The following is a 24,665-nucleotide window of genomic DNA, read 5'->3' on the forward strand; positions in this document are numbered from 1 at the left end:
TTACCGCCGGATAACCGCGCCGGCCTGCTTCTCAAACTGTTGTATCAGGCGCTGCATTACGCCATCAATGGCCTGGTCGGTGAGCGTCTGGGTGGGGTCCTGGAGCAGGAAGCTGACGGAGTATGACTTCTTGTCGGCGCCGAGATTTTCGCCTTCGTATACATCGAACACGTTGAGGCTTTGCAGGAGCTTCTTCTCGGTGCGGCGGGCAATCTGCTGGAGCTGGTCGAAGGTGATGGTTTTATCCACCACCAAAGACAAGTCGCGGCGCACTTCCGGGAACTTGGGCATCTCGCGGCCGACCAGGGTGTTCTTGTACTTACGCATCAGCCAGTCCCAATCCAGCTCGGCATACCACACGGGCTGCGATACATCGAGGCGCTTCAGCACGGCGTTGGAAACGGCGCCCAAGTGGCCTACGGGCTGATTCTGGGCCAGCAGCGTGAGGCCACACGCCAGGTATGGGTGCTGCACCGGCTGCGACGCCGGGGCTGGGAAGCCCAGTGAGGCCAGCACCTGCTGCACCGCACCAGCCAGCTGATGATACGTGGCCTTTTCCGACTTCTGCTGCCAGGTTTCGGGGGCGGTATTGCCGGTGATGTAGATGACAAGTTGGTTCTTCTCCTGGTACGCACCATCGGAGAGGCGGTGGTAGGTCTTGCCGAACTCGTAGAGCTTCAGGTCGCGCTGGCGGCGGTTCACGTTGTAACGAATCACCTCTAGGCCACTCTGCAGCATGCTGGGGCGCATCACGTTCAGGTCGGCGCTGTTGAAGTTTAGCAGCGGCACCAGCGTTTCGTCCGTTTCGCCTTCCTTCTGGAAGTAGAGCGAGTTGGTGATGGAGTTGGTAATGATTTCGGAGAAGCCCTGGCCGCTGAGCAAGCGCGCGGTATTCTGGCGGATGATTTCCGGATCGGGGTTCGGGAATTTCGCCAAGAAGGAGGCCGAGTTGTGAGGGCGCAGGGCTACGTGGTTGTATCCGTAAATGCGCAGGATTTCCTCAATTACGTCGGCCTCGCGGGTCACGTCTACCTTGTGCGGCGGGACCGACAGAATCCATTCGGCGTGGCCGGCTTCGTCCTGCAGCTCTTCGGCAATCAGAATATCAAGATCGGTGAGGATCTGGCGAATACGCTCTGGCGCAATGAACTGGCCTACAAGCTTCTCCACGCGGGGCAGCCGGAGCCGCACAGCCATGTGGCCGATATACGTGGGGTACTCATCTACAATGGGCGCCGCCACAGTCGCGCCGGCTACTTCCTGCAGCAGCAAGGCCGCGCGCTTCAGGGCTATCGGCACCATGTGCGGATCGGTACCGCGCTCGAAACGGAACGAGGCATCGGTTTTGAGCTGGTGCACCTGCCCGGTTTTGCGCACAGCAGCAGGCTGGAAATAAGCGCTTTCCAGGAAGATGCGGGTGGTTTGGTCGGATACGCCCGAGGTTTTGCCCCCGAACACACCGGCCAGCGCCATAGGCGCGCCGTTAGCGTCGGCAATAACCAAGTCCTCGGGCTTCAGGGTGCGCTCTAGGCCATCCAGTGTGATGAATTTCTCACCGGCTGCAGCGCGCTTCACCCGAATTTTGCCTCCAGTAATCTGGGCGGCATCGAAGGCGTGCAGGGGCTGTCCTAGCTCGTGCAGCACGTAGTTGGTTACGTCCACCACATTGTTGATGGGCGAAAGGCCAATGCTGCGCAGGCGGCGCTGCAGCCACTCCGGCGAGGGGCCTACGTGTACATTCTCCAGCAGCAAACCAGCGTAGCGTGGGCTGGCTTCAGCATCTTCCAGCTCTACCGTAATATTCTGCGCTGCCTCAGCGGGTGCGTGGAACTGGCTGATATCGGGCAGATGGCAGGGCTGGCGCAAGAGGGCGCGCAGCTCCCGCGCCACGCCGTAGTGCGAGGCGGCATCGGCGCGGTTTGGCGTCAGGCCGATTTCGAACACTGAGTCGGAGCCCAGACCGAAGTATTCGGCGGCCGGCGTGCCATTGGGCAGTTCGGTATCCAGCTCCATGATACCAGCGTGCGAGGTGCCTAGCCCTATTTCATCCTCGGCGCAAATCATGCCTTCGGAAGCCGCGCCCCGAATTTTTGATTTCTTGATTTTGAATGGCTCGCCGCCGGTGGGGTGCAGCTCGGCACCCTCCAGGGCCACCACCACCTTCAAGCCGGCGCGCACGTTGGCAGCACCGCACACAATCTGGCGGGGCACAGCGTCGCCTACATCTACGGTGGTGAGGCTCAACTTGTCGGCGTCGGGGTGCTTTTCGCAGGTAAGCACAGTGCCGAGCACCAAGCCGCGTAGGCCACCCGGTACGCTTTCCAACTCCTCAATGCCTTCCACTTCAAGCCCAGAGCCAGTGAGCAGCTTACCGATTTCCTCGGCGGGTTTATCAGTAGGAATGAGGGTACGAAGCCAGTCGAGGGATATTTTCATGGGGAAGTTGCCAGTTATCAATTGCCAGTTGCCGGTTGCCCGGCGCGGCAAAGGTACGGATTTGGGTTGGCGGCCTAAAAGTTGGCCTAGGGCAGTATAATAAGCAGACCCGGAGAGGTATAGGCCACTCTGTCATTCCAACCGCAGGGAGGAATCTGGGTTAGCCTCTAGGCCAGTTTACCAGATTCCTCGCGCTGCTCGGAATGACAGTTCTTCTTAGTGCCCTTCACCTTCCGCGTGGGCGGCGTGGTCGTGGAATTCCTGCTCTCCGGCCCTTATTTCAATGGGCAGGCGGTTGTCGGCGGGCGGCACGGGGCAGGCGTAGCTGTTGTTGTAGGCGCAGTATGGGTTGTAAGCCTCGTTGAAATCGAGCACGATTTCGGTGGCGCCGTTCTGCGGCTTGACGGCATCGAGGTAGCGGCCACCGCCGTAGGTCGTGAAGCCGTTGGTGCGGTCGGTAAAGGGAACAAACAGCGTAGAATCCTGGCCGTCGGCCTTCAGAAACAACGTGAGCTTGTGCTCCTGCTTGTTCACGATAAAGGAGGCTCGGCCCCAGCGCAGGTATTTTTCGGCCTTGCCATCCGTGAGGGCCATCGGCACAGTATCGCGCTGGGAAAAAGCCTCCAGCTGCGCTTCAAACCGGTAGCCTTTATCCGGCGCGAAGTAGCGCAGGCTGTCGAAGGCCTGGCGCTGCTCCGAGCTGAGCGGGGAGCCTTGCACGCGGCGGTATCCATCATTTTTCTCCTTACGAGCCTTGCGCAGCCGAGCCGCATACTGGTCGTCGTTGAAGACCAGATCCTTGAAGAAATAGCCGAATACAATCAGCAGCCCGATGCCGATGAGAAGTTTGGGATTGATGCGCATGCGGGCAAAGGTACGCCAGCGCAGTTGTTGGTTGCTAGCTATCCATCGTCAGAGTGGCCTACACCCACACGTCATCCTGAGCTTGCGAAGGATCTTGTTACGCGTGACCGGCTGGCCTAGCGTCTTGTGCTGACGTGACAAGATCCTTCGCAAGCTCAGGATGACGTGCGGGTATGCTTCGTTATGAGACAGCTAGTTTGACCAAGATTATAAACTCAGCACGCGAGATGCTTCGCCTACGGTGCTGCGTGAGGTTCTATTTCCACTCAAGTGGCCTACAGCATTCCTTCATCAGCGAAGCTGAAGTAGCCTTGATCGGTGTAGATCAGGTGGTCGAGGACGGGCAGGTCTAGGAACTGGCCGGCTTCTTTGAGCTTGCGGGTGAGGGCGATGTCGGCGGCGGAGGGGTTGCGGTTGCCGCTGGGGTGGTTGTGCACCAGAATAATGGACGAGGCCAGCTGCTCCAACGCCTCCTTGAAAATCAGCTTCGGGTCGGCGACGGTGCCGGCTACCCCGCCCCTGCTGATGCTCACGCTGCGCATCACTACATTGGCCCGGTTGAGCAGAATCACCCAGAACTCCTCGTGCGGCAAATCCTGCAGGTGGGGCCGGATGAGGTTATGAATATCACGCGAGCTGGTGATAGTGACGCGGGCGGCGGCATCGGCTTCTTTGCGGCGGCGGCCCAGCTCCAGCGCCGCCACAATGGTAATGGCTTTGGCCTCGCCAATGCCTTTTTGGCGCATTAGCTCCTTAATGGAAAAGCGGGCCAGCGTGTTCAGATCGTTGTTGGCGGCATTGAGTACCAGCTTGGCTACATCTACGGCGGAGAGCTTGGCGGTGCCGGAGCCCAGCAGTATCGCCATCAATTCGGCGTCGGAAAGGGCCGCACGGCCTTTTTGCATGAGCTTTTCGCGGGGGCGGTCTTCCTCGGCCCAGCTCTTGATTCCGAAGGCCGTGGGGGTTTCGTAGCGTATTGGTGCGGAAGGCTCCTCAGCGTTATCCGATAGATTTTCGGTCAGATTGTCAAACTCTTGCATAGGGCACTCTTGTTGTAACGTCCGGAAAATAAAGCAAAAACCCGACTCCCGCGTCTGCGTTCGTACGCCCGGCCACTCAAACTACTGGTCGTTTACGGAGTTTCTACCCTCACTATGTCTCGTTCTTTTTCTGGTATTGTATTTCTGCTGCTGATTGTAGTAGCCGAATGGTATGGCCTACAGGCCGTTCGCACGGCGCTACAGAGCGCTACTCCGCTGGCCCGCCGTAGCGCCAGCATCTTCTACTGGCTGCTCACGCTCACCATCTGGGGCCTAGGCATCTGGGCTCTCATGAACCGCACGCAGCACGCCTCGTTCCGCTCCTATTTCGGGGGCGTATTGCTGGCCCTGATTGCGGCTAAAATCGTGATTATGCTGCCGCTTCTGCTGGAAGACGTGGTGCGCGTGGTGCGCTGGGCCGCACAGGCCCTGGGCAACAGGCCTAGCGGTTCTTCTGAGAGCAACGCCATTTCCCGCAGCGAGTTTATCAGCCGACTGGCGCTGGTGCTGGGCGCCATCCCGTTCGTGTCCCTGATATGGGGCATGGTGCGGGGCGGCACCGACTACACGGTGAAGCGCGTAACGCTGCGTTTCCCTAACCTGCCGGCTTCATTTGATGGCTTTAAGGTGCTGCAGATTTCCGATTTGCACACGGGCTCGTTCCAATCAAAAGAGCCGCTGCAGCGCGCCGTGGCCATGATTAACAAGCAGAACGCTGACCTTGTGTTCATGACCGGCGACCTGGTGAACAACTACGCCCACGAGGTTGAGGAGCACATCGAGACGCTGGCCGGCATCCAATCAAAACTCCCGATTTACTCCATTCTCGGCAACCACGATTATGCCGATTACATCAACTGGACCGAGCAAGGTGGCCTAGCGGCCAAACAAGCCAACCTGGACCGCCTGAAGCAGAACCACGCCAAAATTGGCTGGCGCCTGATGCTCGATGAAAGTCATCATGTGGAGCGCAATGGCGAAAAAATTGCCATCATCGGGGTGCAGAACTGGGGCGCGCGCATGGGCTTCCCCAAGTACGGCGACCTGGCCAAGGCCCACGCCCAGTCCGATGCGCCCTTCAAGATTCTGCTCTCCCATGACCCCTCCCACTGGGATGGCGAAGTGCATCAGTACAACGACATCGACCTGACACTTTCCGGGCACACCCACGGCATGCAGTTCGGCGTGAACCTGCCGTTTCTGAAGTGGAGCCCGGTGCAGTATGCGTACCGGCAGTGGGCGGGCCTGTATCAGCGGGGCAAGCAGTATTTATACGTAAATGCTGGCCTTGGCTTTATCGGCTACCCAGGCCGGGTGGGCTTTCTGCCTGAAATCACGGTGTTTGAACTGCGCCGGGAGGCCTAGGCCAGTCTGTAGTGGCCTAGCAGCCTAATGTCATCATAAAAAGCCCGCACCTTTCTGGAAGTGCGGGCTTTTTTTGGATTTATCGGGGTCTGTAGTAACCGCAACAGAACCGTAGGCGTATAGCCGCCATCAGGAATTTTTCCTGCCACTCTCTCCCTCTCTCAACTCCCTCATTCCCATGAAAAAGACCCTGTTTTTGCTTTCGTGCGCCGTAGGCCTCACGATGGCTTCCTGCTCGCAGGATAAGACCACTGACACCACCACGAGTGCCGATGGTACGACTACCACTACCACCACGACTACGACCACATCGTACTCGGAAGATGCTATCCAGCGCCGCGCCGACCGTATGGCGGCCGATATGGCAGCCAAAATGAAGCTCGACGATGCTACCCGCACCAAAATCCGGACGGTATACGTGACCCGCGGTCAGCGCATCGGTGAGCTGCAGCAGAAGTACGCTACCGACACCACCGGCATGGCCGCCGCTATGCGCGACGTGTACACGTCTTCTGATGCTGAAATGAAGTCGGTCTTCACAGACCCCGCTCAGTACACGGCCTACGAGTCGAGCCGCATGGAGTACATGGATGACCGCTACATGGACGATGACGCTATGTCGTCTTCCAACATGGATTCGTCTTCGATGGATAACTCGGCTACCAGCAGCACGCAGTCGTCGGATATGCCCGTGGGCACCGATGGCAAAGTGAAAGTGAAGCGCGACGGCGACGTGAAACTGAAAGACAGCGAAGGCAACAAGGCCAAGATTGACGCCGATGATGCCACGATGAAAGTGAAGCCCGAAGAAGGCGGCAAAACGGTTATTAAGTAACTGTTGCGCTAGGCCACTTTTTACTGGCCTAACCATATTTAAGAGCCCGCACCTGCAACGGTGTGGGCTTTTTTTGTCTCCATTGGACATTGATCGGTCGATTCATTTGCGTCCCTGGTAGGTTTAAGTGAATTTTCCCGATTGGTCTGCGTTAGTTTGTGCGTTGATGATAGTTGGCTTATTTAGTTCTATGTTTCGCTGCTGGCTGCTGCCACTTGTGTTTTTGCTGCTGAGTGTGGGCTTGGCCACGGCCCAGGTGCGTGTAACAGGCTCCGTATCGGATGCCAGCACCCGCAAGCCTATTCCGGGCGCCTCGGTGGTGGTGCAGCGCACTCGTATGGGCGTAATAGCCAACTTCGAGGGCGACTTCAGCATCTCCGCCGCTTCCACCGATACGCTTATTTTCCGGGCTGTCGGCTTCAAAGCGCAACGTATGCCCCTGGGCGGCACCGGCCTCTCGCAGCTGATTGTGCAGATAAAGCTCCGGCAAGACACCGTGCTGCTGGGCGAAGTGCGCGTAACGGAAGGCCGCCCCGACCGCGCCGCTATCAACAAGGCCTTGCGCAATATCCGGCGGCCCAGCACCGCGCCTACCAGCGCCGTGAAGCGCCCGCCAGCCCCCAAACCACTTTTCGCCGTAGATTCTGCGGCGCCCAAAGCCCCCACGCCCAGCCTGGCCAGCCCCGTGAGCCTGATCTATGAGCAGTTTTCCAGAGAAGGCAAGCAGCGCCAGAAGATGATGGAAATTCAGGCCCAGGAAAACGCCGAAAAAGCCCGCCAGGCCCGCCAGAAGTACAACAAGAACTTCAAAGACAACCACGGCTACGAATAAGGTGAAGTGGTGATTCAGTGAGTTCAATGTGCTGGCGGAGCTAGGCCTATTTGTCATTGCGAGCAGAGCGAAGGAATCTTTCCTTGTCGTAAGCAGTGCATCTGATAAAACTAAGAGCCCTTACTTCCCTAGCGGTGGTAAGGGCTTTTGAATAGGCCATTAGTTGGCGCTAGTGGAAGGAAAGGTTGCTTCGTCCTTCGTCCTCGCAATGACAGATAGGCCTAGCTCCGTCAGCACATCGAACTCACAAACTCGTCATTTCACTACATCACCTGTTTACCTCTTCACCACTTTTCTCGTACAGCCGGTATATGAAAATCGGCTATCCTTGCGTAAACGAGTCTTTGGACTGCACTTCTACCAGCACGTTCCGGCTGGCGTCTTACTCCGATGAGCGGCTGGAGCTCACGGTGCGCAACAACCTCAACTGCCTGCTGCGCATCCTGGAGTTTAATGTGGCCCAGGGCATGCTGTTCTTCCGCATTGGCTCGGGCGTGGTACCGTTCGGCTCCCACCCTATCAACGGGTTTCCCTGGCAAACGCACTTTGCGGCGGAGTTTCGGGCCGTCGGCGACTATATCAAGGCCCACAACATGCGGGTGTCCTTCCACCCCGATCAGTTTGTGGTGCTGAACTCGCCCGATGCCGGCATTGTGGAACGTAGCATTTCGGAGCTGGTGTACCAGGGCTCGATGCTGGATCTGATGGGCCTCGACAGCACGCACAAGCTGCAAATCCACGTCGGCGGCCTCTACAACGACCGGGAGCTGGCCATTTCGCGCTTTATCGACACCTACCGCCGCCTGCCGGCCCCCGTTACGGCCCGCCTGGTTATTGAAAACGACGACCGGTTGTTTAGCCTGCAGGACTGCCTGCGCGTGCACGAGGCCGTGGGCATCCCGATTCTGTTCGATAATTTCCACCACGAGTGCCTGAACCACGGCGAGCCAATGGCCGAAGCCCTGCGCCTAGCTGCTGGCACCTGGCATCCGGAGCGCGACGGCACCATGATGATGGACTACAGCTCTCAGGCGCCTGGCGAGCGGAAGGGTAAGCACACCACCTCTTTGGTAGAAGAGCTGTTTCGGGAGTTTCTTACCCATTTGCAAGGCGTGAACCCCGATATCATGCTCGAAATCAAAGACAAGGAAATCAGTGCGCGGCGGGCCGTAGCCATCCTGCACGAGCTGGGCCTGGCTACACCGCAGCCGGTTTCTATTCAATAATATCTCACCCGATTTCTACACTTCCTCATGGCAAATCAATCGAATTCTGCTGACGCGAAACAGCTTACCGAGACCCTGCAAGCGTTGCAGGGTGGCCTAACCAGCATTCCAATCAGTACTGCCAGCACCACCATCGATCAGTGGCAGGAAGTGCTGCAGCAAAGCGGCATTCCAGCCCTGCAGGACATCGACCGGGAGCTTGGCAACCTGCAGTCGTTGCTCACGGTGGGCGCAAGTGGCCTAGATGGTCAGGCAATTGGCCGATCCCTCAGCATGCTCGGCAGCCAGACTTCGCAGGTAGCCGCTACCGCCGCCCCGGAGCTGCGGGCCTCTCTTACGCCTTTAGCTGATTTTCTGCTCAAAGCCGGCGGCAAGCTGGAAGACCAGAAGTAATTAATTGTCCCATATAAAAAGGTCTAGTTTACGCTAGGCCTTTTTCGTGGAAATATGCGAACCAAAAGTCTACGACTTTATCTATTATCTGCAAATATGGTTCTGATTGGTTGTTGTCAAATTCAATTATTAATTCAGTTGCAACATAGCCATCTTGGACATATCCGTTTTGAACATATCCAGAAGAATAACTCCTGACCATATTTGATCGCCCTTTACTAACAGTGAAGTGTTTACCACCAGTTATTATATCATGTAATACACTTAGCTCTGGACATATTTTCTCAAATGCCTGTCTTAGGTCATACAGACTCTGATAATTACTTTTCTCATTTGTATTAAAAACCCAATCTAACAAATGCCAACCTGACAGCGCACAGTCTAAAGCTTTATAACCTAAAGCTTTATAACGTGAGCCACTATGGTTTTTGAATTCAGTATAATCATGAACTAACTTTTTGAATAAGTCAACGGATGATTCTAAAAGGTTGTAATCATTCATACAGAATCAATTCAATACGTTACAAATACATTTATCAAACAAGGGCAACCTGTACAGGCGGGAAAGTGAGCAGGAAAGAGGTACCCAGCCCCATGATCGAGTTGACTTCTAGGCGAATGTGGTGCAGTTCGGCAATGGTGCGCACAATGGATAGGCCTAAGCCGTAGCTGTCGGTATCAGCGGCGGCGCCTTTATCAAACCGATCAAACAGGCGCGGGAGCTGCTCTTTGCTGATGCCTAGGCCAGTATCCCGGATTTCCAGCACGTAGCCGGCTCCTGCGGGGTGGCCTAGCACATGAATCTGGCCCTCGGGGCGGTTGTACTTGATGGCATTGCTGACCAGGTTGAATAACAGCGTAAACAGCAGGCCGCGGTTGCAGTTCACCACCGCAAAATCGGGGGACACTTGCTGGTGTAGCGTGAGGTTATGCACTTGCAGGCGGTCTTGCAGCTCCTCGGCTACCTCCGCCACCAGCTGAGCCAATGAAACCGTTTCGGTGCGCGGGAACTGGTCGTTTTCGATTTTGGAAATCATCAGCAGCGACTTGATGATGGTGCGCAGCCGGTGCACTGTCCGCTGCGATTCTACCACGCGCAGCAGGTTCTCATCGGAGAGGCTCTCGTCGGCGAGCATATTATCAAAGCGGTACTGCAGGGCGGTGAGCGGCGTGAGCAGTTCGTGCGAGGCATCAGCAATAAACTTGCGCTCCTTCGTGAACGACTCCTGAATGGTCGTCATCATTTCCCGCAGGCTCTCATCGAGGTACCGGAAATCTGTGGTGCTGGTCGGGATGGGGTCGAAAGTGAAAGAGGCCGGGTTGTGCACGTTTTTCAGCCGCTTCCGGATGATGGTGTTCAGGGGTTCCAGTAGGTAGCGGAAGAAGGCCAGATCGGCCAGCGTGGTGAGGCCAATAGCTACCAGCAGAATGTAGAAGGCATAGCGGCGGAAGTTCTTCTCCGTTTCGCCAATGCTGCCCGTGCTCCGGCCAATTTCCAGCAGATACGGCTGCCCATCCTGCACAAAGGAGTAGCTGAGCACACGGTATTCCACAATCTCGTCCTCCACCGCCCGCTTCGAGTCCTCAATAACATCGATTTTAGGACCCGGCGGAATCTCTTCCAGGGAGATAAACTCCTCCTTCAGCAGGTTGTAGCTCCCATAAGACGACTGCTCGCCCTCGATAAAGGTAGAAATGCCTGTACGCCGGATGATGCGCAGCACTTTCTCTTTCTTTTGCTGCAGGCGCTGATCGGTGGAAAGCAGGGCCAGGCGGCTCATCACGGGCGGCAACACGCCCACCAGCAGCAGCAAAATCGCAATCCGCGACAAGGCATTGAACAGCGAAAATTTGGCCCCCAGCTTCACAAGCGCATTATTTCGGTAATACGGCCCGGTAGCCCAGTCCGCGCACAGTTTCCAGCCAAGTTACGTCGGCGTACTGGCCTAGCTTCTTGCGCAGATTTTTGATGTGGGCGTCAATGTAGTTCGAGTCGAACCCCGATTCGGGCAAATTGCCCCAAATGTGCTCCGTAAGCTGCAGGCGCGTAAGCACGCGGTTGCGGTGGAGCACCAGGTAGCTCAGCACATCAAATTCCTTTACTGACAACGACACTTCCTGATGCTGATGCAGCAGCCGGCGGTTTTGCACGTCCAGCTCAAACTCTCCGCAGGCTACCAGCGGCTTGTTCAGCCCGAAGCGGCGGCGCGTGATGGCGTGCATGCGGGCCAGCAGCTCCGGCAACGAAAACGGCTTGGCCAGGTAGTCATCGGCCCCCAATTCCAGGCCGCGGATGCGGTCTTCTACACTGCCGCGGGCTGTAAGAATGATAAAGGCCGCGGTGGAGTCGTTTTGCTTGGCTTCGGCCAGCACGTCCAGGCCGTCGCCGCCGGGCAGGCCTAGGTCTAGCAGCACAAAGTCGAACCCATTATCGGCCAGCTGCTCCGAGGCTTCCCGGGCGGTGCGGGCCACAGTACAAACAAAGCTTTGCTGGTGCAGAAAAATACCCAGCTCGCGCGCCATGGTGCGCTCATCCTCCACAATCAATACCGTCATCAGCCGTCGTACTAAAGGGTCAGGGAGATGCTGCTGGTGAAGTACGAGCGGGCCCGTGAGACATCTTCGGGCAGCAGATTGACGGGCACAGCATAGCGCCACGCGCCCTGCACAGCTACTTTCCCCAGGTGATAGGTAAGCGGCACGCGCAGCTCATAGTTCAGGATTCGGAACCGGGTGGTGCTGGTCGTGACGGTGGTTGTTCCGGAGCCAGTTCCGGGGTTTTTGCCTTTCCCATTGCCATTTCCGCGCTGCTGCTGTTGCACCAAGCTAGTTTCGGCAAAGCTCTGGGTACCGGCCGTCACGCTCACGCGTGGCTCAATGGAGAGGTAGCCTTTCGGCGTAAAGAGCTTGTCTATTTCGAAATAGCGGGAGTTATCCAGAATCAGAAACAAGTCGTTGGAGCCCCCAAACAGATAGGCCACATTCAGGCGCGAGTACACGTAGCCCCAGTCCCAGCCGACATAGCCATCCAGCGAGTTATTGACGCTGGATTTCACTAGTGGGCTGTTGGCGGCAAACAAAAACCGGGAGTAGCTCAGGGAGGCGTCTACGGTCTTGGACAGGTCGCCGTCCCAGCCTATGGAAAGGTCAGTTTCATCCACGAAGGTGGCCGTGTTCAGCAGGTTATAGCTCATCACCGAGCCCCACAGGCCTAATTTGCTGGTATACGTCAGCTCGCCGGCCGCGTAGGGGTAGCGGGTGGTTTGGGTGCGCCCGAAAAACGACGAGTTGTTGCCGTAGCTCAGGGCTGCCATAAGGCTGCTCTGTTTTGGGCTGGCCTCGGTGGGTGTGGAGAGGCCTACGCCAGTTTGGGCCTGCACTTGGCCTACTGCCAGGCCACTCACCAGCCACACTGCCAGCACACGATGTAACAAGGATAGACGAGGTATAGTGAGTAAGTAAGCGTACTGCTGAAAGCTCATCGGTAAAAGAAGGCGTAAGGCTATTGATGTCCGTGGCCGTGTCCGTTGCCTAGACCTCTTCCGCGGTTGGCGCTCCGGCTTTCGGCGCTGCCACGGGCACTCCGCGCGCTCCGCGGGCCACGCGCCGAGCGGGCACTGGATTTTTCGGTGCTTTCGCCCTGCTCATTTACGCGGGCGGGCTTGGTCTGCCGCCCCGCCAGCGGCACCGCTTTTACGGGGGCCTCCTGGGTTCCGGCAGCGGGCGGGGTAGTCTGTTTTTCGCCCTGGCCTAGCGCGGCCGCGGGGGCAACTACAGGCCTAGCAAGGGCCATCAGACCAGTTTCTGGGGCAGACTGCAGAGCTTCCGCTTGCACCTGGAAAGCGCCCAGCCAGAGGCTCAAGCAACACAAAAGAGGTTTCATATAGATACGTAATGCTAGGTTTCAGCCTTGGCGCTGGCAACTTACGGGGTTTCGGCAACTCCGGGCCTTCCTATCGACCAACAGGCCCGGCCCGCCCCCACAGATGTTGGAAGGCAGACCGGGCTTGCTAGCCTATGCGCCGAAACGGCTTAGCGCTTGCCGTGACCAGCGCCCGATTTATCGTGGCCAGCGGCATGCGTGCTGCCGGTCTGGCGGTTGCCGTGGCTCCGGTCGCCGCGGGCCGAGCGCTCTGGGCGGATTCCTTTGGCAGCTTTAGCATCAGAGCGAGCCACTGTGCTTACGGCTGCTCCTTTCGCAGCGCCTGTGAGCGTGGTGGTGGTGGCCACTGCGCTTACAGCCTGCCCATGATTTACGGGAGCCGCTTTCTGGACATCAGCATCGTCCTTATCCTCGTTGTGCTGCTTGGTTTTACCGTCGTGCTTAGCCTGCTTTGGAGCACGGCCGTCCTGAGCAACAGCAGTAGGAGTTTGAGCTAGGGCAGCAAAAGTGCACAACAGAGCAGCGGCCGAAAGAAGTGTCTTTTTCATGATGTGGGGAGTACAGTAGGTTGAAGAACACTACAAACCTATTTCTACAAGATGATGCCAACATGATAAGGTACCTTCAGCCAAAGCCAACCTTTCCGGCCTCACTCTCGTGCTTGTTGCTGGCCGACTGAGCCAGCACCTTTTCTATGCATGTGGGCCAGTAGCCAGCACAACTCTTTACTTTTCCGCTTCATACGCTCCGACGACGCCACTTATGGAAAGCTTGACCAAAATTGAAGACCTGGGCAAACCGCGGGTGGTGATTGTAGGAGGCGGTTTTGGTGGCCTGGAGCTGGCTCAGGCTCTGCGCCACGCTCCCGTGCAGGTTGTGCTGATTGACCGGCAGAACTACCACGCCTTTCAGCCCCTGCTCTACCAGGTAGCCACCGCCGGCCTCGCGCCCGATACCATTGTATCGCCGTTTCGGAAGATTCTGGACGAGCAAGAGAACTTCTACTTCCGGCTGGCTGAGGTGCAGGCCGTAGATACGGAGAAGCAACTGCTGGAAACCTCCATCGGGATGCTGCGCTACGACTATCTGGTGCTGGCCACCGGCGCCACCAGCAACTTCTTCGGCGACCAGCAGATGCAGCAGCACGCCATCACGCTCAAGAGCGTCTCGGATGCCATTGAGCTGCGCAACACAGTACTTTCCAACTTCGAGCAGGCCTTGCAGCTCGGCGATATGGAGAAAATCAATAGCCTGCTCGACTTCGTGATTGTGGGCGGCGGCCCCACGGGAGTGGAAATTGCGGGCGCCCTAAGCGAGCTGCGCACCCACGTATTTCCGCGCGACTACCGGGAGCTGAACTTCAAGGAAATGGACATTCACCTGATTCAGAGTGGCCCGGCCCTGCTGAAAGGCATGTCGAAGGAAGCTTCCGAAAAGTCGTTGGAGTACCTGAAGCAGTTTGGGGTACAGGTGTGGCTTGATCGGCGGGTGAAGTCCTACGACGGTTACACCGTCACGCTCAATACCGGCGAGCAGCTCGTAACCCGCACGCTCATTTGGGCAGCGGGCGTCACGGGCAGCCCCATCAGTGGCCTACGCCCCGACTGCCTCCTACCCGGCAACCGGTATCAGGTAAATGAATTTAGCCAGGTGGCGGGCTACGAAAACATCTTCGCCATCGGCGACATTGCCGCCATGAAAAGCGCGGAGTACCCCGAGGGCCACCCCATGGTAGCGCAGCCCGCGTTGCAGCAAGGCAAGCTCCTAGGTCACAATATCATCCAGCACTTGGCCGGCCGGCCCAAACAGCCCTTCCGCTACCATGACAAAGGCAGTATGGCCACCATCGGCCGCAACCACGCCGTAGCCGACATCAAGCTTTTTGGTCAGGACTTACGCCTGAACGGTTTCGTGGCCTGGCTGGCCTGGAGTCTGGTGCACGTACTCTCGTTGGTGAGTTTCCGCAATCGCCTGCTGGTGCTCCTTAATTGGGGCTGGAGCTATCTGAGCTACGATAAAGGCCTGCGTTCCATCATTGGGAGTAGTAAACCGCTGGTACCGCTGGAGCAGCCCCACGAAGAAAAGGCAGTGACCTAACCTTTGGGCATACGTAGGGGCAGAAAATAAAAAAGGCCTTCCCAATTGTGGGAAGGCCTTTTCAGTGGAGCTGCAGGGATTCGAACCCTGGTCCAGACAAGGAGAGCGTCGAGCTTTCTACGTGTGTATCTATGCTTAAATTTTCGAGACATTCCAGGCGCACATCAGGCCCTTGGTTTGTCCTTATCTGCTTGAGTTTCGCCGAAGGGTCGCAGCGCCCCCAGGACTATCCTACTACTTACGACGCCCCGAACTCACCCGTGAGAAGGAAGACGGGTGCGGGACGATGACAGTGCTTAGTACCTAGACTAGGCAGCCATGGCGTAGCTATACTCGCCGGTTGTTGTTTGGATGAATTTTTGGCGGGAGATTTATCCAACTCCCGACACGCTTACTCGCGACCTGCACAAGCTGTCAATTCCGGTCAGCCCCAATTTAGAAAGAACGAGACCCGCCACAAAGGACGGGGTGCGAATGTACGCACATCAGGGAGAAAACGTTGTGAAAGCTCGAAATTGTTCCCGCTAGGCCAGTCAACAAAGCGTTGTTTTTGCCTTATAGGCTGCTGCTTTTTCTGGCTTGCTAAACCCACAATAATTGTTCTGTTTCCTGTCTTCAACTTGGCCAAGAGCCCTTCCAAAGCCCGGGTTTTCGGGGTATCTTTGTGGCTAGTCGTATGGAGAATTTCGTTGTTTCAGCCCGCAAATATCGTCCCGCCACGTTTCGCAGCGTAGTTGGGCAGCAGCACGTTACCACCACGCTGCAGAACGCCATTGCCTCTCAGCATCTGGCGCAGGCGTTTCTGTTTTGCGGTCCGCGCGGGGTGGGCAAAACCACCTGCGCTCGGATTCTGGCCAAAACCATCAATTGCGAGTTTGTAGAGGAACATGTGCGTAAAGGACGCCCCGTTTCGGAGCTGCTGAAAACGCAGCCCGAGATTGTGCCCGATGCACTTCAGCAGTCTGCCGACCCCGATAACACACCTTTCGAGCTGGAAGCTTGCGGCAAGTGCAGCTCGTGCCGCGCCTTCCAGGAAAGCGCCTCTTTCAACGTACACGAGCTCGATGCCGCTTCCAACAACTCCGTAGAAGACATCCGCAGCCTCGTGGAGCAGGTGCGCTACGCCCCGCAGCAGGGCCGCTTCAAGGTGTACATCATCGACGAGGTGCACATGCTCTCGAATGCGGCCTTCAATGCCTTCCTCAAAACCCTGGAAGAGCCGCCGAGCTACGCCATTTTCATCTTGGCTACCACCGAGCGGCACAAGATCATCCCCACGATTCTCTCGCGCTGCCAGATCTTCGATTTCAATCGGATTCGGGTTGATGATATTCGGGGCCATTTGCGCTACGTGGCTACCCAGGAGCAGATCAAGGCCGAGGACGATGCGCTGCACCTGTTGGCCCAAAAGGCCGATGGTGGCCTACGCGACGCCCTGAGCATGTTCGACCAGATGGTGACCTTCTCGGGCCACGATCTGCGCTATAAGGATGTGGTCCAGAACCTGCATATTCTGGACTATGAGTACTATTTCCGGCTGGTTGATGCTTTGCTGACGGAGAACCTGTCTCAGACGCTCCTGCTGCTGGAAGAGGTAGTCCAGAACGGCTTCGATTTGCACAACTTCGTGGTGGGTGCCGCCGAGCATTTGCGTGGCCTGCTGGTGTGCAAGGACCCCATTACGGTGCAGCTGCTGGAAGTGTCTGATAACATTCGGGCGCGCTATGTACAGCAGGCCCAGGCCGCACCGTTGGCCTTTCTGCTGTCGGGCCTAAACCTGGTAAGCCAGTGCGACCGGGAGTTCAAGCAAGCCAAAAACCAGCGCCTGCACGTAGAGCTGATGCTGATGAAGCTGGCCTACCTCAACGGCGCCGTGCAGTTTGCCCGCGACATGGGTGCTGGCCCCGCCGCCAACGCTCAAGCCGCGTCGCCACAAAACGGCGAGGCAAAAAAAAAAAGTAGCGTAGCTCCTGCAGTTCCCGCCCCCGATGGAATGCTGACCACCAACGGTACGGCAGAAACGGCCGCAGCTTATATTCCGGCAACTGGAAACAGCCCTGCACAACCTGCAGTAGCCACCGTGCCTGCCGCCGCTCCTACCCCCGCTAGGCCACTTGCCCACGCTCCCGCTGACCCCGAGCCGATTGTGCCCATCGAGAGCGGTGTGGAGGAATTGCACAGCACGCCCAGCATTGAGGATGAAGCCGCCACAGAGGTGCCCGCTACCCGGCAGGCTCGCGACACGGTGCCACACGTGGAAATCGGGAGGCCTAGTATTGCCGGCCACGAGCCCGGCCAAACGCCCGTAACGGCAGCCCCCCTGCCCCCACCCCGCCCCGGTTTGCCCACTAGCAAGCCGATAGGCCTAGGCAGCAAGATACCTGGCCTAGGTAGCCTGAGCGCCATGAAAGCGCAAATGGAGCAGCAGGCCGCGGGCAAGGCTGCCTTAGTCGATACGGAACCCAGCGGCCCTACTATGGGCCTGGCCCCCATCAACGATGAGGTGCTGCAGCGGGTGTGGAAAGAGCTGCTGGAAGAGCGCAAGCAGCACAGCATGAGCGAGTACAGCGTGCTGAACCGCCCCGTGCAGGCTAATGAGCAGCACGTAGTAGTGCTCCGCGTGGACAATCCCGTGCAGGAAGACCAGTTCAACGAGTTCCGGGCCGGTTTCCTGGGCGAGCTGCGCCGCCGCACCGGCTACCCGCGCCTCAACGTGCAGGTGGAAGTAGTAGAGCGCGTAGATACCGGCCGCAAGCTCTACACCTCTACCGATAAGCTGGAATACCTGATGGAGAAGTACCCCATGCTTTCTGAAATGAAGCAGAAGCTAGGCCTGGATACCGATTAGGCCCTAGGCCAGTCGGCTGCTTTTTCCGCAGTGCCGCAACTCACAAAAGGACCGTGTGCCCCGAGAGCAAGCCGTTGTAGGCCAGTCGCTCGTAGGACACACGGTCCTTTTTTATGCCTCCCGATGAGGGGCTGGCAAACTCAGCAGTAGGCCACTACGGAGCTTGAAACACCGGGGTAAATACGTGATTCTCATACGCAAATTTTCGCACTTCGCAGGCTGGAGGGCTAAAGCGGGCTTTTTATTCCAATACAGGCCGCCTATCTTTGATTCCTTTATTCCTCGCCCTGCCTGTTGCGTCTGCGTCTATCGTGAAAAAACCCTTTCTGCTTTTCCTCCCGGCTATTGCGGCGCTTAGCCTTACCCAGTGCCAGACCAGCAAGCCGGTAGCCGCCACCGATACTCCTTCGGCCACTACCAGTTCTGCTTCACAGAAGGAATACAAGTACCAGACCGTAGAAGGCGACCCGCTCAAAGCGCGCATCTACACCCTGGACAACGGCCTGACCGTTTACCTCTCCGATTACGACGACGCCCCTCGCATTCAGACCTATATGGCGGTGCGCGCCGGCTCCAAGAACGATCCGCACAACGCCACTGGCCTGGCGCACTATCTGGAGCACATGGTGTTCAAGGGCACCTCCAAGCTAGGCACTCAGAACTGGGCCGCCGAGAAAGTAGAACTCGACAAGATTGAGGCTCTTTACGAGCAGTATCGTGCCCAGACTGATGTGGCCAGCCGCAAGAAGCTCTACCACCAGATTGACTCTGTATCGAGTGTGGCGGCCAAGTATGCCGTAGCCAATGAGTACGACAAGGTGATGGGTGCCATCGGGGCGAAAGGCTCCAACGCTTACACCTCGGTGGAGCAGACGGTCTATCAGGAGGATATTCCAAGCAATCAGATTGAGAAGTGGGCCGCCATTCAGAGCGAGCGGCTGGGCGAGATGGTGCCGCGCCTGTTCCATACGGAGCTGGAGGCGGTGTATGAGGAGAAAAACCGGGGCCTCGACAGCGACTTCCGCAAGGAGTTGGAGATGCTCAACCGCAACCTCTACCAGAAGCACGAGTACGGCACGCAGACCACCATCGGCACGATTGAGCACCTGCAGAACCCGTCTATCACCGAAATCAAAAAGTACTTCGGCCAGTATTACGTGCCGAACAACGTAGCCCTCTGCCTCTCCGGCGACCTAGACTACGACCAGACCATCCGCGTCATCAATCAATACTTTGGCAAGCTGCAAAGCAAGCCGGTACCGGCCTACACGCCTGCCAAAGAATCGCCCATTACGGCGCCTATCGTGAAGGAAGTAATCGGCCCAGATGCGGAGAACGTGATGCTCGGCTACCGCTTCCCCGGCGTGGCGACCCGCGACGCGCTGGTGCTGCGCATGCTGGACAAGATCCTGACCAACGGTCAGGCCGGCCTCATCGACCTGAACCTGAACCAGAAGCAGGCCGTGCTGAGCGCGGCTTCCTTCACGGATATCAACAACGACTACTCCTCGCACATTCTGTACGCTACGCCGCGCCAGGGCCAGAAGCTGGAGCAGGTGCGCGACCTGCTGCTAGGCCAGTTGGAGAAGGTGAAGAAAGGCGACTTCCCAGAGTGGCTGATTCCGGCCATCATCAACAACGAGCAACTGCAGCGCACCAAGAGCTACGAGAGCAACGAGGCTCGTGCTGGCGCCTTCGTGGAGGCCTTCGTGGCCCGCGAAGACTGGAAGGACTACCTGAAGCAATTCGACGATTTCGCGACCATCACGAAGGAAGAAGTAGTGCGTGTGGCGAACCAGTACTACGGCCCTAGCTACGTAGCCGTGTACAAGCGCACCGGCCAGGACCCCAACAAGGTGAAAGTGGTGAAGCCCGCCATTACGCCCGTTCCCGTAAACCGCGAGGTAGCTTCGGAGTTCTACAAAGAAGTAACCAACAAATCTACGCCGGAGCTGCAGCCTGTTTTCCTCGATTACAAAAAGGACATCCAGGAAACCAAGCTGGCTTCGGGCGTGCCGGTGTTCTATACCCGCAACGCCGAGAACAACCTCTTCAACCTGTACTACGTGCTCGATATGGGCACGAACAACGACCCGCGTCTGGGCCTGGCTGCCGATTACCTACAGTACCTGGGCACCGGCAAGTACACGGCTGAGCAGCTGCAGCAGGAGTTCTACAAGCTGGGTTGTTCCTTCGCCGTGAGCAGCGGCCAAGACCGCATTTTTGTGAGCCTGAGTGGCCTAGACAGCAATTTCGAGCCGGCATTGCAGCTGTTCGAGAGCCTGATTAACGCACCCAAGCCTGATGCCGCCGCGTTGCAGAACATGGTGGCCGGTGAGTTAAAGTCGCGCCAAGATGCCAAGCTGAACAAAGGCGTGATTCTGAATCAGGCCATGCTGAACTATGCTAAGTATGGCTCGAAAAACCCCTTCACCAGCCGCCTAAGCGAGAAAGAACTGAAGGCCCTGAAGCCCGAGCAGCTGACCACGCTCATCAAGCAGATTCCAACCTATCAGCACCGTGTGCTGTACTACGGTCCGCGCCCGGCTACTGGCCTAGTAACTACCCTGAACACCGACCACAAGACGCCTGCCACGCTCAAAGCAGTTCCGGCCGCGAAGGACTTCGCGGAGCAGCCCATGAACGCACGGAAGGTGTATTGGGTGGACTACAACATGGTGCAGGCGGAAATCCTGTTCCTGACCAAGGGCGACATCTACGACAAGAACATTGTACCCACAGTAAGCCTCTACAACGAGTATTTCGGGGGCAGCATGGGCAGCATTGTGTTTCAGGAACTGCGCGAGTCGAAGGCACTGGCCTACTCCGCCTCTTCGCGTTACGCCAACGCCGACAAGCTGGGCCGCAGCAGCTACAACCTCAGCTACATCGGGACGCAGAGCGACAAGCTGCCTGAGGCTATGGCCGGTATGGAAGCTCTGCTGAACGATATGCCGGTGGCCGAAGCCAACCTGCAGATTGCCAAGAACGCCATCCGCAACAGCATTGCCACGGAGCGCATCACCAAGTCGGATGTGCTGTTCAGCTACGAGCGCGCCAAGCGCCTGGGCCTCGACTATGATGTGCGCCGCGACGTGTATGAGAAGACGCAGAACATGAGCTTCGCGGATCTGCAGAAGTTTCAGCAGGCGAAAGTGAAAGGCCAGAACCAAACGATTCTGGTTATCGGCTCGAAAGACCGCCTCAATTTCAAGGAGCTAGCCAAGTACGGCCAGGTCCAGCAACTCACGCTGAAAGAGATTTTCGGCTATTAACCGGTAACCGTAGGCCACCTCTAGCCCGTCATGCTCTGACGGGCTAGAGGTGGCCTACGGTTCTACTTCTACTAACCCCACAACTCCTAAATAACTGTCACTTAACACCTGACATCTTTTTCCAATGGCAGAGAAAATCACCATCAAAAACGGCAAGCTGAACGTACCTGACCAACCCATCATTCCTTTTATTGAGGGCGATGGTACGGGTCCGGACATTTGGGCGGCTTCCGTACGAGTATTTGACGCGGCTGTGGCAAAGGCCTACGGCGGGTCGCGCAAGCTGATCTGGAAAGAGGTACTGGCTGGTGAGAAATCTTTCAAGCAGACGGGTAACTGGTTGCCCAATGAAACCCTCGACGCTTTCCGGGAATACCTGGTGGGCATCAAAGGCCCCCTGACAACTCCCGTGGGCGGCGGTATCCGCTCTCTGAACGTGGCCCTGCGCCAGGAACTAGACCTGTACGCCTGCGTGCGCCCCGTGCGCTGGTTTGATGGCGTTCCTTCACCTGTGAAGCACCCCGAGCTGACGGATATGGTCATCTTCCGCGAGAACACGGAGGATATCTATGCCGGCATTGAGTACATGAACGGTACGCCCCAGGCTCAGAAAATGCTGGAATTCCTGCAGGACGAGATGGGCGTGAAGAAAATCCGCTTCCCCGAGACGTCTTCGTTCGGCATTAAGCCTGTGTCGAAAGAGGGCACCGAGCGTCTGGTGCGCGCAGCCATTGAGTACGCCATTTCGCACAACAAGCCTTCCGTGACCATCGTGCACAAGGGCAACATCATGAAGTTCACCGAGGGCGCCTTCAAAACCTGGGGCTACGAGCTGGCTGAGCGCGAGTTCGGCGACAAAATATACACCTGGGCTCAGTACGATAAAGTATTGGCTAAGCAGGGCCAGGAAGTAGCCGACGCGCAGCAGAAAGCCGCGCTGGATGGTGGCAAAATCCTCATCAAGGACAGCATTGCAGATGCCTTCCTGCAGCAGATTCTGCTCCGTCCCGCCGACTACTCCGTAGTGGCTACCCTAAACCTGAACGGCGACTATATCTCCGACGCGCTGGCCGCCATTGTGGGTGGTATCGGCATTGCGCCCGGCGCCAACATCAACTACGTAACCGGTCACGCCATCTTCGAAGCGACCCACGGCACCGCGCCTAAGTACGCCAACCAGGACAAGGTGAACCCCGGCTCGGTTATCCTGTCTGGTGCCCTCATGCTGGAGCACCTAGGCTGGCAGGAAGCCGCCGACCTGATCTACAAAGGCCTCGAAGCCTCCATCGCCTCCAAGCGCGTCACCTACGACTTCGAGCGTCTGATGGAAGGCGCCACCCTGCTAAAGTGCAGCGAGTTCGGCAGCGAGATTATTGAGCGCATGTAGTTAGCTTGGCAATAGCCAATTAATAAGAAAACCCCGCGTTGGCTGTAAGGCTGGCGCGGGGTTTTCATTTCTCTTTACTTCTACATAATGTTAGGATTCTCTGATTCTCGAAAGCCGAATGTCATTATTGCTACGCTGCTTGCACCATTATTACTTATTTGCTCCCTATGCGGAAAGGCTTATCTATTGGAAACTTCTTGGGCAAGCGGCTTTACTTATCGGATAAGTATATACCTGCTGTTCATATTGATGAATATCACATCTCTTTTGATGAGTGGGTATTCGATAGTAACAGTTGTTGCTTACCGTCATATTTGGGAATATCAGCGAGGCAGCATTATTAACATTGTTACATTAACCTCTCTACCTGTCATTCTATTCTGGATATACTGGGCTCTTTCTTTTATAAAACAACAGTCAAATCTAAACTGGTAGAAAGCCACCATACACACTCATGATTCCGAGTATTTGTTGAAAGGCACAACACACCATTGAACAATAGTGAGTTCAGCGACGAGCTTACAATTGCACCCAGTAACATAGACAAGTTATTGCCATCGATAACTTCGCCCGACCTCCTCTATACCGAAAACAGGGCACCCACTGGATGCCCTGTTTCACTTCTGGCATACCTCATCTGCCTGCTATTTCAAGTTTTCCAAATACGCAGCGGCGCTGGTGTTTTTGGGGTTTAGGGCGAGGGAGCGTTGATAGTTTTTGGTGGCTAGCTCTTTGTTGCCAAGCTCGGCGTAGGTTTCCGCGAGGCTGTCGTAGGCGTTGGCACTTTCAGGGTAGAGGCCTACGTTCAGTTTGAATACTTCCAGGGCGTCTTTGGGCTTGGCCTGGCTTAGGAGGCGGTAGCCCCACGCGTTTACCTCATCCTCGGGGAGCTGGTACTGGGGGTTCTTTTTCTTTTCCTGCTTTACTAGAGCATTGGCATGTGAGAAGCCGCGCTTACGAAGCTCCTGGTGCAGCGCCCGGATGGTGGGCGGCAGGCCGAAACCGGCGGTGGCGCGCATGTCGGGGAGGTAATGGGCGGCTATTTCATCCACAAAATTATCAGGGTTGGCGCCCTGCAGGTTGGTCAGCACGATAATGGCCAGCTCATCTTTGGGGTATACAAATAGGGCGTTGCGGCCCCCTCCTACCGGCGCTACGGCCGGGTGCTCGGCCCGCGAGATGGTAGGCCACCCCAGCGCATAGCCGTTCAGGAATCCGCTGAAGCCCCGCTGCGTGCCGTTGTTCAGGACGCCCGGCGTCCAGAGAGCCGGGAGGCTACTGGCTTTCAGGAGTTTCCCCTGCTGCAGGGCTAGTACCCAACGGGCTAGTTCCTCGGCTGTAGAGTTCAGGCCGGCAGCCGTGCGTGTAAACGGCGGAAACATCTCAAATACATTCCGCAGCTGCTTGGAGCGGCCCATTTCCCCATCTACCATATGGTAGAAAGTGTAGCCCCTAGCGGTGTGGGGCACAACATCGTGGGCATCGCCAAACACCGTACGCGGCATCCCGACCACGTTGAGCTGCCTCTCCTGAATAAACTGCGCGAAAGGCTGACCGCTAAGCTTATCGATGATCTGGCCCAGCAGTACATAGTTGGTTTGGTTGTAGGCGAACTTCTCGCCGGGCTGGAAGTCCATGGGCTTGGTTTGCACCTTGGCCCAGATAGCACTGGCATTTTCCTCCGTCAGCAATTCGTCTTCCGACATTACCTCGGGCAGGCCGGAAGTGTGCGTGAGCAGCTGGCGGACGGATACGGGTTGCCAGGCAGCGGGTAGGCCACTCATGTAGCGCGAGGTAGGCGCAGCCAGATCCAGCCTACCGGCTTCTACCAGCTGCATCACGGCCACGCCCGTAAAGGCCTTCGTGATGGAGTTGATGGTGAAGCGCGTTTGTGCAGTTACCGGAATGGAGTCCTGGAGGTTGGCCACGCCATACTGGCCTAGCTTCACAATTTTGCCCCTCTGAACAACAGCCAGCTGTAGGCCCGGAATCCGCTGTTGGCGCATGCGGGCCAGTAGGAAGGCGTCGAGTGTATCGGCGGGCGTTTGGGCGTGGGCCTGGTAGCACCAAATTAGGAGCAGCAGTAGGGTGGCTACCCGGCTGAGCCAGGTGGTGATTGGGAGCGTTTTCATGGGAGAGAAGTAAGAAGTGCGCGTACTGATGAGCCGCCTACTGAGGCTGATG

The 24,665-nt window shown here is 57.1% G+C and carries 19 protein-coding genes and 1 other RNA gene; 9 read left to right on the forward strand and 11 right to left on the reverse strand.

All coding sequences use genetic code 11. The features are described 5' to 3' along the window. From pheT to radC, 3 genes are all read right to left on the reverse strand, one after another. Nucleotides 1–2,436, reverse strand: a complete 2,436-nt coding sequence (pheT, locus tag CFT68_RS10955; protein ID WP_088843453.1) for a phenylalanine--tRNA ligase subunit beta — start codon at nt 2,434–2,436, stop codon at nt 1–3. 216 nt (nt 2,437–2,652) lie between these two features. Continuing rightward, nucleotides 2,653–3,300 (reverse strand): DUF1684 domain-containing protein, encoded by a 648-nt coding sequence (locus CFT68_RS10960; RefSeq protein WP_088843454.1) that lies wholly within the window; start codon nt 3,298–3,300, stop codon nt 2,653–2,655. A gap of 275 nt (nt 3,301–3,575) precedes the next feature. Beyond that, a complete protein-coding gene (gene radC / locus CFT68_RS10965; RefSeq protein WP_088843455.1) occupies nt 3,576–4,340 on the reverse strand; it encodes a RadC family protein in 765 nt (254 codons plus the stop codon). A 114-nt stretch (nt 4,341–4,454) separates the two neighbouring features. On the opposite strand from radC, the gene CFT68_RS10970 reads away from it, so the two are divergent. The 5 genes from CFT68_RS10970 to CFT68_RS10990 all read left to right on the forward strand — a co-directional run bounded on the left by CFT68_RS10970 (nt 4,455) and on the right by CFT68_RS10990 (nt 8,991). Then, the gene (locus CFT68_RS10970) at nt 4,455–5,705 is read left to right on the forward strand and encodes a metallophosphoesterase (RefSeq protein WP_088843456.1); all 1,251 of its coding nucleotides are present in this window, start codon (nt 4,455–4,457) and stop codon (nt 5,703–5,705) included. A 178-nt stretch (nt 5,706–5,883) separates the two neighbouring features. Further along, on the forward strand, nt 5,884–6,540 hold the full coding sequence (locus CFT68_RS10975) for a hypothetical protein (protein ID WP_088843457.1): 657 nt from the start codon (nt 5,884–5,886) through the stop codon (nt 6,538–6,540). 190 nt (nt 6,541–6,730) lie between these two features. Continuing rightward, on the forward strand, nt 6,731–7,372 hold the full coding sequence (locus CFT68_RS10980) for a carboxypeptidase-like regulatory domain-containing protein (protein ID WP_170934767.1): 642 nt from the start codon (nt 6,731–6,733) through the stop codon (nt 7,370–7,372). A gap of 311 nt (nt 7,373–7,683) precedes the next feature. Beyond that, entirely contained in the window at nt 7,684–8,598 is a 915-nt protein-coding gene (gene uvsE / locus CFT68_RS10985) for a UV DNA damage repair endonuclease UvsE (protein ID WP_088843459.1), read from the forward strand. Between the two features lie 27 nt (nt 8,599–8,625). Beyond that, entirely contained in the window at nt 8,626–8,991 is a 366-nt protein-coding gene (locus CFT68_RS10990; RefSeq protein WP_088843460.1) for a hypothetical protein, read from the forward strand. A 28-nt stretch (nt 8,992–9,019) separates the two neighbouring features. Here CFT68_RS10990 and CFT68_RS21515 read toward each other — a convergent pair whose 3' ends face one another. The 6 genes from CFT68_RS21515 to CFT68_RS11015 all read right to left on the reverse strand — a co-directional run bounded on the left by CFT68_RS21515 (nt 9,020) and on the right by CFT68_RS11015 (nt 13,422). Continuing rightward, nucleotides 9,020–9,493 (reverse strand): hypothetical protein, encoded by a 474-nt coding sequence (locus tag CFT68_RS21515; RefSeq protein WP_141106523.1) that lies wholly within the window; start codon nt 9,491–9,493, stop codon nt 9,020–9,022. A gap of 34 nt (nt 9,494–9,527) precedes the next feature. Beyond that, on the reverse strand, nt 9,528–10,859 hold the full coding sequence (locus tag CFT68_RS10995) for a sensor histidine kinase (RefSeq protein ID WP_088843461.1): 1,332 nt from the start codon (nt 10,857–10,859) through the stop codon (nt 9,528–9,530). Between the two features lie 7 nt (nt 10,860–10,866). Next, nucleotides 10,867–11,547: a response regulator transcription factor gene (locus tag CFT68_RS11000; RefSeq protein ID WP_088843462.1), complete on the reverse strand. Its 681-nt coding sequence runs from the start codon at nt 11,545–11,547 to the stop codon at nt 10,867–10,869. 11 nt (nt 11,548–11,558) lie between these two features. Continuing rightward, the gene (locus CFT68_RS11005) at nt 11,559–12,425 is read right to left on the reverse strand and encodes a hypothetical protein (RefSeq protein WP_141106524.1); all 867 of its coding nucleotides are present in this window, start codon (nt 12,423–12,425) and stop codon (nt 11,559–11,561) included. A 68-nt stretch (nt 12,426–12,493) separates the two neighbouring features. Beyond that, nucleotides 12,494–12,874, reverse strand: coding sequence for a hypothetical protein (locus CFT68_RS11010; RefSeq protein WP_141106525.1), 381 nt, complete (start codon nt 12,872–12,874; stop codon nt 12,494–12,496). Between the two features lie 149 nt (nt 12,875–13,023). Continuing rightward, complete coding sequence (locus tag CFT68_RS11015; protein WP_088843465.1) at nt 13,024–13,422, reverse strand: hypothetical protein; 399 nt, start codon at nt 13,420–13,422, stop codon at nt 13,024–13,026. A 214-nt stretch (nt 13,423–13,636) separates the two neighbouring features. Between CFT68_RS11015 and CFT68_RS11020 the strand changes: the two genes are divergently transcribed. After that, the gene (locus tag CFT68_RS11020) at nt 13,637–14,971 is read left to right on the forward strand and encodes an NAD(P)/FAD-dependent oxidoreductase (protein ID WP_088843466.1); all 1,335 of its coding nucleotides are present in this window, start codon (nt 13,637–13,639) and stop codon (nt 14,969–14,971) included. 62 nt (nt 14,972–15,033) lie between these two features. Here CFT68_RS11020 and ssrA read toward each other — a convergent pair. Beyond that, nucleotides 15,034–15,403, reverse strand: a transfer-messenger RNA (tmRNA) gene (ssrA, locus tag CFT68_RS11025). A 244-nt stretch (nt 15,404–15,647) separates the two neighbouring features. On the opposite strand from ssrA, the gene dnaX reads away from it, so the two are divergent. The 3 genes from dnaX (at nt 15,648) to icd (ending at nt 22,481) form a co-directional block, all read left to right on the forward strand. Then, a complete protein-coding gene (gene dnaX, locus CFT68_RS11030) occupies nt 15,648–17,819 on the forward strand; it encodes a DNA polymerase III subunit gamma/tau (protein WP_088843467.1) in 2,172 nt (723 codons plus the stop codon). A gap of 311 nt (nt 17,820–18,130) precedes the next feature. Then, nucleotides 18,131–21,094 (forward strand): M16 family metallopeptidase, encoded by a 2,964-nt coding sequence (locus CFT68_RS11035; RefSeq protein WP_245815348.1) that lies wholly within the window; start codon nt 18,131–18,133, stop codon nt 21,092–21,094. A 124-nt stretch (nt 21,095–21,218) separates the two neighbouring features. Next, a complete protein-coding gene (icd, locus tag CFT68_RS11040; protein WP_088843468.1) occupies nt 21,219–22,481 on the forward strand; it encodes an NADP-dependent isocitrate dehydrogenase in 1,263 nt (420 codons plus the stop codon). 644 nt (nt 22,482–23,125) lie between these two features. On the opposite strand, the gene CFT68_RS11045 is transcribed toward icd, so the two are convergent. Then, nucleotides 23,126–24,613, reverse strand: a complete 1,488-nt coding sequence (locus CFT68_RS11045; protein ID WP_088843469.1) for a serine hydrolase domain-containing protein — start codon at nt 24,611–24,613, stop codon at nt 23,126–23,128. Nucleotides 24,614–24,665 lie beyond the last annotated feature (52 nt).

This window comes from Hymenobacter gelipurpurascens (assembly GCF_900187375.1).
GTDB classification, from domain to species: Bacteria; Bacteroidota; Bacteroidia; order Cytophagales; family Hymenobacteraceae; genus Hymenobacter; species Hymenobacter gelipurpurascens.

Coding starts and splice junctions, on each gene's coding strand:
- dnaX (WP_088843467.1), top strand. CDS start 15,648: ATGGAGAATTTCGTTGTTTCAGCCCGCAAATATCGTCCCGCCACGTTT.
- CFT68_RS10990 (WP_088843460.1), top strand. CDS start 8,626: ATGGCAAATCAATCGAATTCTGCTGACGCGAAACAGCTTACCGAGACC.
- CFT68_RS10980 (WP_170934767.1), top strand. CDS start 6,731: ATGTTTCGCTGCTGGCTGCTGCCACTTGTGTTTTTGCTGCTGAGTGTG.
- CFT68_RS11015 (WP_088843465.1), bottom strand. CDS start 13,422: ATGAAAAAGACACTTCTTTCGGCCGCTGCTCTGTTGTGCACTTTTGCT.
- CFT68_RS11045 (WP_088843469.1), bottom strand. CDS start 24,613: ATGAAAACGCTCCCAATCACCACCTGGCTCAGCCGGGTAGCCACCCTA.
- CFT68_RS11020 (WP_088843466.1), top strand. CDS start 13,637: ATGGAAAGCTTGACCAAAATTGAAGACCTGGGCAAACCGCGGGTGGTG.
- CFT68_RS11000 (WP_088843462.1), bottom strand. CDS start 11,547: ATGACGGTATTGATTGTGGAGGATGAGCGCACCATGGCGCGCGAGCTG.
- CFT68_RS10970 (WP_088843456.1), top strand. CDS start 4,455: ATGTCTCGTTCTTTTTCTGGTATTGTATTTCTGCTGCTGATTGTAGTA.
- CFT68_RS11010 (WP_141106525.1), bottom strand. CDS start 12,874: ATGAAACCTCTTTTGTGTTGCTTGAGCCTCTGGCTGGGCGCTTTCCAG.
- CFT68_RS10960 (WP_088843454.1), bottom strand. CDS start 3,300: ATGCGCATCAATCCCAAACTTCTCATCGGCATCGGGCTGCTGATTGTA.
- CFT68_RS10975 (WP_088843457.1), top strand. CDS start 5,884: ATGAAAAAGACCCTGTTTTTGCTTTCGTGCGCCGTAGGCCTCACGATG.
- CFT68_RS21515 (WP_141106523.1), bottom strand. CDS start 9,493: ATGAATGATTACAACCTTTTAGAATCATCCGTTGACTTATTCAAAAAG.
- radC (WP_088843455.1), bottom strand. CDS start 4,340: ATGCAAGAGTTTGACAATCTGACCGAAAATCTATCGGATAACGCTGAG.
- uvsE (WP_088843459.1), top strand. CDS start 7,684: ATGAAAATCGGCTATCCTTGCGTAAACGAGTCTTTGGACTGCACTTCT.
- icd (WP_088843468.1), top strand. CDS start 21,219: ATGGCAGAGAAAATCACCATCAAAAACGGCAAGCTGAACGTACCTGAC.
- pheT (WP_088843453.1), bottom strand. CDS start 2,436: ATGAAAATATCCCTCGACTGGCTTCGTACCCTCATTCCTACTGATAAA.